Below are 6721 nucleotides of genomic sequence, written 5' to 3'. Positions count from 1 at the left end.
CCTGAGTCAGCTGCCGGTAATGCGTAGTCATCTGCGCTTGAATCCTTCGGTGTGAGAGCCTGGATTCTACCGGTGGCTGGCTCTCTGCCTCTCGTTTCAAGCGTTGCGCTTATTCTATGAATTCAGGAAGGGCTTGTTTGTTTTATCTATAAAACGCAGTTGCGCGTTTCTATATAGGTGCTCACTTGTTAAAAAGCAGGCAAAAAAAAGGGCCTGAAGATCGAAATCTTCAAGCCCTCAAAAGGGTGAGAGGTGTCTAGTCCCTCAACCTGGTGAGCGGTGCTACAGGCGTTCAGGCCTTCAAAGGCACCAGACGCGGGGCAATCATGTTTTCCGGGCGCAGGATGTCGTCGAGCATGGCGTCGTCGAGCAAGCCTTCTTCGCGCACCAGTTCCAGTACGCCGCGGCCGCTTTCAAGGGCGATACGGGCGATGCGGGTGGCGTTTTCATAGCCGATGTACGGGTTCAGCGCGGTGACCAGGCCGATGGAGTGCTCCACCAGTTCGCGGCAGCGTGCTTCGTTGGCGGTGATGCCGACGATGCAGTGTTCGCGCAGCATGTCCATGGCGCGTTGCAGCAGGCGGATCGAGTCGAAGATCTTGAAGGCGATCAGCGGCTCCATCACGTTCAGTTGCAGTTGGCCGCCTTCGGCCGCCATGGTCAGGGCCAGGTCGTTACCGATGACCTGGAAGGCCACCTGGTTCACGGCTTCCGGGATGACCGGGTTGACCTTGCCGGGCATGATCGAGCTGCCTGGCTGACGCGCTGGCAGGTTGATCTCGTTGATCCCGGTACGTGGGCCGCTGGACAGCAGGCGCAGGTCGTTGCAGATCTTTGACAGCTTCACCGCCGTCCGCTTGAGCATGCCGGAGAACAGCACGAACGCGCCCATGTCGGAGGTGGCTTCGATCAGGTCGGCCGCCGGTACCAGCGGCTGGCCGCTGATGGTGGCCAGGCGTTGCACGGCCAGGGCCTGGTAGCGCGGGTCGGCGTTGATGCCGGTGCCGATGGCGGTGCCGCCCAGGTTGACTTCGGTCAGCAGCTCCGGGGCCAGGGTCTTGAGGCGTGCCAGGTCTTCACCCAGGGTGGTGGCGAAGGCGCGGAATTCCTGGCCGAGGGTCATCGGCACGGCGTCTTGCAGTTGGGTGCGGCCCATTTTCAGGACGTGGCCGAACTCGACGCCTTTGGCGGCGAACGCCTGGATCAGGCTGTCGAGGCTGGCCAGCAGCGCGTCATGGCCCAACAGCAGACCCAGGCGGATCGCGGTCGGGTAGGCGTCGTTGGTCGACTGCGCCATGTTCACGTCGTTGTTGGGGTGCAGGTATTGGTATTCGCCTTTGTTGTGGCCCATGGCCTCCAACGCGATATTGGCGATGACTTCGTTGGCATTCATGTTGGTTGAAGTGCCAGCGCCGCCTTGAATCATGTCCACCACGAACTCTTCGTGGAAGTCGCCGCGGATCAGGCGGGCACAGGCTTCGCTGATGGCAGCGTGCTTGGCTTCGCTGAGCTGGCCCAACTCGCGGTTGGCATCAGCGGCGGCTTGCTTGACCATTGCCAGACCGACCACCAATTTCGGGTAATGCGAAATCGGAACGCCGGAGAGACGGAAGTTATTCACGGCTCGCAGGGTCTGGATGCCGTAATACGCTTGGGCAGGTACTTCGAGTACGCCAAGCAGGTCTTTTTCGGTACGGAATGATGCAGCGCAGGACATGACGGAAATCATCTCGATATGGACCCGGGCTAGGCCGGAACGCTGTGAATGCTAGGCTTGTGGGAGTTTTTGGGCCAATGCTGTTAAGCGCTGGCCTATGCACAAACGGCATAATGTTGATGTGACCCGGTTAACATGGCGGGCGTGTGTGCCAAAATGGTGCATGCCCTGGAGAATCTGATGAACCTTGAAAGCAAATGGCTGGAAGACTTTAGCGCCCTGGCGGCCACGCGCAGCTTTTCCCAGGCGGCGGAGCGGCGCTTTGTCACCCAGCCGGCCTTCAGTCGACGTATCCGCAGCCTTGAGGCCGCGTTGGGGCTGACCCTGGTCAACCGCTCGCGCACGCCGGTGGAACTGACGGCGGCGGGGCAGTTGTTTTTGGTCACGGCGCGCACGGTGGTCGAGCAACTGGGCGAAGTGCTGCGCCATTTGCATCACCTTGAAGGCGGTCAGGGCGAAGTCATGCAAGTGGCGGCGGCGCACTCCCTGGCGCTGGGCTTTTTCCCACGCTGGATCGCGCAATTGCGCAATGAAGGGCTGAACATCGCCACGCGCCTGGTGGCCACCAACGTCGGCGACGCGGTGCATGCCCTGCGTGAAGGCGGCTGCGACCTGATGCTGGCGTTCTATGACCCGGATGCGGCGATGCAGATGGACCCGGATATTTTCCCGTCGCTGCACCTGGGCAATACCGAAATGCTCCCGGTGTGCGCCGCCGATGCCGAAGGCAAGCCGTTATTCGACCTGGAAGGCGAGGGCAGCGTGCCATTGCTGGCCTACAGCGCCGGGGCGTTCCTTGGGCGTTCGGTGAACCTGCTGCTGCGCCAGCGCGCCCTGCGCTTTACCACGGTGTACGAAACCGCCATGGCCGACAGCCTCAAAAGCATGGCCCTGGAAGGGTTGGGGATCGCCTGGGTGCCACAGTTGAGCGTGCGTGCCGAACTGGCCCGGGGTGAGCTGGTGGTGTGTGGCGGGCCGCAGTGGCATGTGCCGTTGGAGATTCGCCTGTATCGCTGTGCGTTGGTGCGCAAGGCGAACGTGCGGTTGTTGTGGCGCAAGCTGGAAGGTGGGGCAGCGCAGAGTAGCTGAACCCAGCACAGAACAAATGTGGGGGCTTGCCTGCGATAGCGGTGTATCAGCCGACACTTCCGGCACCGACCCTGCGCCATCGCAGGCAAGCCAGCTCCCACAGTATTTTGTGGTGTGTTCGCTGACCTGAAAGTCAATAAAACCGCAGGTTTGCCCAGTAAGACAGATGGTCATTCCAGGGGCTGTTTCTCCGCCGTATTACGGTATACTGCGCGGCCTTCGGCCGGTCCAACCGGCCTTAATTCGTATAACAAGCCACGCCGGATTTCCCGCGTGGCTTGTTGTTTTTTGACGCGCCTACGGGCGCCCAGAGAGAAGAGGCACGACGATGAGTGCATTGGTTGGCGTGATCATGGGCTCCAAGTCCGATTGGTCCACCCTTAGCCACACCGCCGATATGCTGGAAAAGCTCGGCATTGCGTTTGAAGTGAAGGTGGTTTCCGCCCACCGCACGCCAGACCTGCTGTTCCAGTATGCCGATGAAGCAGAATCCCGTGGCATCGAGGTGATCATCGCCGGTGCCGGTGGCGCAGCCCACCTGCCGGGCATGTGTGCGGCCAAGACCCACTTGCCGGTGCTCGGCGTGCCGGTGCAGTCGTCGATGCTCTCGGGCGTGGATTCGCTGCTGTCCATCGTGCAGATGCCCGCCGGGATCCCGGTGGCCACCCTGGCGATCGGCAAGGCTGGCGCGATCAACGCGGCATTGCTGGCCGCCAGTATCCTGGGCGCCAAGCATCCACAGTTCCACGCGGCCCTGAAGAAATTCCGCGCCGAACAGACTGACAGCGTCCTGGACAATCCAGACCCACGCATCGCCTGAGGTTGTTGATTGATGAAAATCGGTGTAATCGGTGGCGGCCAACTGGGTCGCATGCTGGCCCTGGCGGGTACGCCGCTGGGGATGAACTTCGCGTTTCTTGATCCGGCGCCGGACGCCTGCGCGGCGGCCCTGGGCGAACACCTGCGGGCGGACTACAGCGACCCGGACCACTTGCGCCAACTGGCCGATGAAGTCGACCTGGTGACCTTCGAGTTTGAAAGCGTGCCGGCCGAAACCGTGGCGTTCCTGTCGCAATTCGTCCCCGTGTACCCGAGCGCCGAAGCCCTGCGCATTGCCCGTGACCGCTGGTTTGAAAAAAGCCTGTTCAAGGACCTGGGCATTCCGACCCCGGCCTTCGCCGACATCCAGTCCCAGGCGGACCTGGACGCCGCCGTTGCCAGCATCGGCCTGCCGGCTGTGCTGAAAACCCGCACCCTGGGTTACGACGGCAAGGGCCAGAAAGTCCTGCGTACCGAAGCCGATGTGGTCGGCACATTCGCCGAACTGGGCAGCGTCGCCTGCCTGCTGGAAGGCTTCGTGCCGTTTACCGGCGAAGTCTCGCTGGTGGCCGTGCGGGCCCGGGATGGCGAAACGCGCTTCTACCCATTGGTGCACAACACCCACGACAGCGGCATCCTCAAGCTGTCCGTGGCCAGCACCGACCACCCGTTGCAGGCCCTGGCCGAAGACTATTCCAGCCGTGTGTTGAAGCAACTGGATTATGTCGGCGTGATGGCCTTTGAATTCTTTGAAGTGGACGGTGGCCTCAAGGCCAACGAAATCGCCCCGCGCGTGCACAACTCCGGGCACTGGACCACCGAAGGCGCCGAGTGCAGCCAGTTCGAGAACCACCTGCGGGCGGTCGCGGGCCTGCCACTGGGCTCCACGGCCAAGGTTGGCGAGAGCGCGATGCTCAACTTCATTGGCGTGGTACCGCCGGTGGAGCAGGTCATTGCGATTGACGATTGCCACCTGCATCACTATGGCAAGGCCTTCAAGGTCGGGCGCAAGGTCGGCCACGCCAACCTGCGTTGCAAGGACCGCGCGACGCTCGATGCGCAGATCGCCAAGGTCCAGGCACTGATCGCCGCGCAATAAGCCATGGAGCGGCGGGAACCATTGGTTGCCGCCATCCTCTGATTGCAGGATGCCAAAGTCTGACTAGGCTTCAGCTAACTTTCATTCAGAGGGAAATGCCATGGGTATCATTGGAACCATCTTTATCGGTTTGATCGTCGGCCTGCTGGCGCGTTTCCTGAAACCAGGCGACGACAGCATGGGCTGGATCATGACCATCCTGCTGGGTATCGCCGGCTCCCTGGCGGCGACCTATGGCGGTCAGGCGCTGGGTATCTACCAGGCCGGCCAGGGTGCAGGCTTTATCGGCGCGCTGGTCGGTGCCATTGTGTTGCTGGTGATCTACGGTCTGCTGAAAAAGAAGTAATTCAGCGTCAAGCCCTCTGCGCTGCGCAGGCGCAGAGGGCTAGAATGCCGGCACTGTGTTTATTTGCCGAGCCCCTTCATGCGCCGCCTCCTGTTGACTGTCCTTTTGCTGGGTTCAAGCCTGGCCCACGCTGCTGAGCTGCCGGAAACCGACTGGCTGGAACTGATGCCCAAGTCAGACCAGAAAGCCCTGGAGCAAATGCCGGATATCGACCACAACTCCCCTGAAGCCCTGGGCACCTTTACCGAAAAGGGTGGCTTGAAGCAGAGCAAGGGCTTGCCGGCCGTGATGTATTCGAGCAAGACCGTGGCGGCCATGAACGGCAAGCACATCCGCCTGGGTGGCTACCCGGTGCCACTGGAAACCGACGCCAAGGGCCGCAGCACCCTGTTTTTCCTGGTGCCTTACCCGGGCGCTTGCATCCATGTCCCGCCACCGCCGCCCAACCAACTGGTGCTGGTGCGTTATCCCAAGGGCTTGAAGCTGGATGATATCTACACGCCGCTGTGGGTCACCGGCACGTTGAAGGTGGAGACGGTCACCAACGACCTGGCGGATGCGGCATATGCGCTGGATGCGGGAGTGGTGCGGGTGGTGCAGGAATCGGATCTATAGCCAACGCCACAAAACCCCCTTGTGGGAGTGGGCTTGTGTGGGAGCGGGCTTGCCCGCGATGGCGGTGTTTCAGCCGATACATTCGGCGACTGATACACCGCCATCGCGGGCAAGCCCGCTCCCACATTTTGGTTAGGTTACAGGGGCAGGCTGGCCATGCTCACACCCATGGTATGGCTTGCGCCCGGTGCCAGCACCACCACATCGTCCAGCACATTGGCCGTTTCGATGCATAGCATGCCCTGCCAGCCATCGTCGGCCATGTCATCGAACGCCTTGGCGCGCTCAGTCCAGGGGTTCCAGATCACCGTCGATTTAGATCCTTGGCTGGTGAGCTGGATCCGGCGTTGCCAGTCGTTATCAACGATGTTCAATTGTGCCGGGGTGTCGAGGTAGATGCGGTCCGTCTCGGCAGTAAAGTGCAGGAGGCCGGCTTGCTTTTTGGTCGCCCAGCCGTCGGCGGTATCGATGTAGTCCAGCCCATCCAGGCCTGCGACCTGCACCTTGCGCACGTCGCTGACGGCGAAGTAGCTGTGCAGCGCCTGGCTGATGGTCACGGTGTCGGCGCCACGGTTGTGGCTGCTCAGGCGGATATGCAGTTGCTCATCCAGCAGGATGCTCATTTTCAGATCGACCTGGTGCGGCCAGCCCGGGAAACCGCCCGCCGGTGCCGGTAGCACCAGCTCAACCCGGTTGTCTTCGACGCCGGCCAAGGTCCAGATGGCCGTGCGCGCGAAACCATGGGCGCCCGCTGGCTGGTCGCTCTGGCGCATCGCCTTGACGCTTTGCGGGTTGCGCTCGAACACGCCAAACCACGGCCAGCATACGGGTACGCCAGTGCGGATGCCTTTGCCGGCCTTGAACACCGCCTGGTCATTGGGCCAGATCACTGGTTTTGCGCCAGCGGGCTGGTAACTGAACAGGTGCGCCCCCTGTTGGGCCATCAGCACTTGGGCGCCGTTGTGGCGGATGCGCCAGCAGTCCAGCTCATCCATTTTCACGGTTTCAACGTGGGGCGTAGGCATACAAGGCTCTC

7 protein-coding genes are annotated in these 6721 nt (G+C 61.8%); 5 read left to right on the top strand and 2 right to left on the bottom strand.

What is annotated here, in order from left to right:
* Window positions 1–292: 292 nt before the first annotated feature.
* Window positions 293–1717: an aspartate ammonia-lyase gene (gene aspA / locus BLL38_RS27510; RefSeq protein WP_076965091.1), complete on the bottom strand. Its 1425-nt coding sequence runs from the start codon at window positions 1715–1717 to the stop codon at window positions 293–295.
* Between the two features lie 180 nt (window positions 1718–1897).
* Here aspA and BLL38_RS27505 point away from each other — a divergent pair, with 180 nt between their 5' ends.
* From BLL38_RS27505 to BLL38_RS27485, 5 genes are all read left to right on the top strand, one after another.
* Window positions 1898–2806: a LysR substrate-binding domain-containing protein gene (locus BLL38_RS27505; protein ID WP_076965092.1), complete on the top strand. Its 909-nt coding sequence runs from the start codon at window positions 1898–1900 to the stop codon at window positions 2804–2806.
* 328 nt (window positions 2807–3134) lie between these two features.
* Window positions 3135–3626, top strand: a complete 492-nt coding sequence (purE, locus tag BLL38_RS27500) for a 5-(carboxyamino)imidazole ribonucleotide mutase (RefSeq protein ID WP_029289954.1) — start codon at window positions 3135–3137, stop codon at window positions 3624–3626.
* Between the two features lie 12 nt (window positions 3627–3638).
* Complete coding sequence (locus tag BLL38_RS27495; protein WP_076965090.1) at window positions 3639–4724, top strand: 5-(carboxyamino)imidazole ribonucleotide synthase; 1086 nt, start codon at window positions 3639–3641, stop codon at window positions 4722–4724.
* A gap of 100 nt (window positions 4725–4824) precedes the next feature.
* The gene (locus BLL38_RS27490) at window positions 4825–5070 is read left to right on the top strand and encodes a GlsB/YeaQ/YmgE family stress response membrane protein (protein ID WP_029289950.1); all 246 of its coding nucleotides are present in this window, start codon (window positions 4825–4827) and stop codon (window positions 5068–5070) included.
* A 78-nt stretch (window positions 5071–5148) separates the two neighbouring features.
* The gene (locus tag BLL38_RS27485) at window positions 5149–5685 is read left to right on the top strand and encodes a DUF3299 domain-containing protein (RefSeq protein ID WP_076965089.1); all 537 of its coding nucleotides are present in this window, start codon (window positions 5149–5151) and stop codon (window positions 5683–5685) included.
* A gap of 137 nt (window positions 5686–5822) precedes the next feature.
* Here BLL38_RS27485 and BLL38_RS27480 read toward each other — a convergent pair whose 3' ends face one another.
* Complete coding sequence (locus tag BLL38_RS27480) at window positions 5823–6710, bottom strand: D-hexose-6-phosphate mutarotase (RefSeq protein WP_076965088.1); 888 nt, start codon at window positions 6708–6710, stop codon at window positions 5823–5825.
* Window positions 6711–6721 lie beyond the last annotated feature (11 nt).

Origin of the sequence: Pseudomonas gessardii (assembly GCF_001983165.1) — a bacterium.
Taxonomy (GTDB): Bacteria; Pseudomonadota; Gammaproteobacteria; order Pseudomonadales; family Pseudomonadaceae; genus Aquipseudomonas; species Aquipseudomonas gessardii.
Note: the sequence above shows the minus strand (reverse complement) of the source record. Positions and strands in the feature narration are given on the sequence as shown.

Excerpts from the sequence above, each read along its gene's own strand:
- purE (WP_029289954.1), top strand. The coding sequence starts at position 3,135 with ATGAGTGCATTGGTTGGCGTGATCATGGGCTCCAAGTCCGATTGGTCC.
- BLL38_RS27490 (WP_029289950.1), top strand. The coding sequence starts at position 4,825 with ATGGGTATCATTGGAACCATCTTTATCGGTTTGATCGTCGGCCTGCTG.
- BLL38_RS27505 (WP_076965092.1), top strand. The coding sequence starts at position 1,898 with ATGAACCTTGAAAGCAAATGGCTGGAAGACTTTAGCGCCCTGGCGGCC.
- BLL38_RS27480 (WP_076965088.1), bottom strand. The coding sequence starts at position 6,710 with ATGCCTACGCCCCACGTTGAAACCGTGAAAATGGATGAGCTGGACTGC.
- BLL38_RS27485 (WP_076965089.1), top strand. The coding sequence starts at position 5,149 with ATGCGCCGCCTCCTGTTGACTGTCCTTTTGCTGGGTTCAAGCCTGGCC.
- aspA (WP_076965091.1), bottom strand. The coding sequence starts at position 1,717 with ATGTCCTGCGCTGCATCATTCCGTACCGAAAAAGACCTGCTTGGCGTA.
- BLL38_RS27495 (WP_076965090.1), top strand. The coding sequence starts at position 3,639 with ATGAAAATCGGTGTAATCGGTGGCGGCCAACTGGGTCGCATGCTGGCC.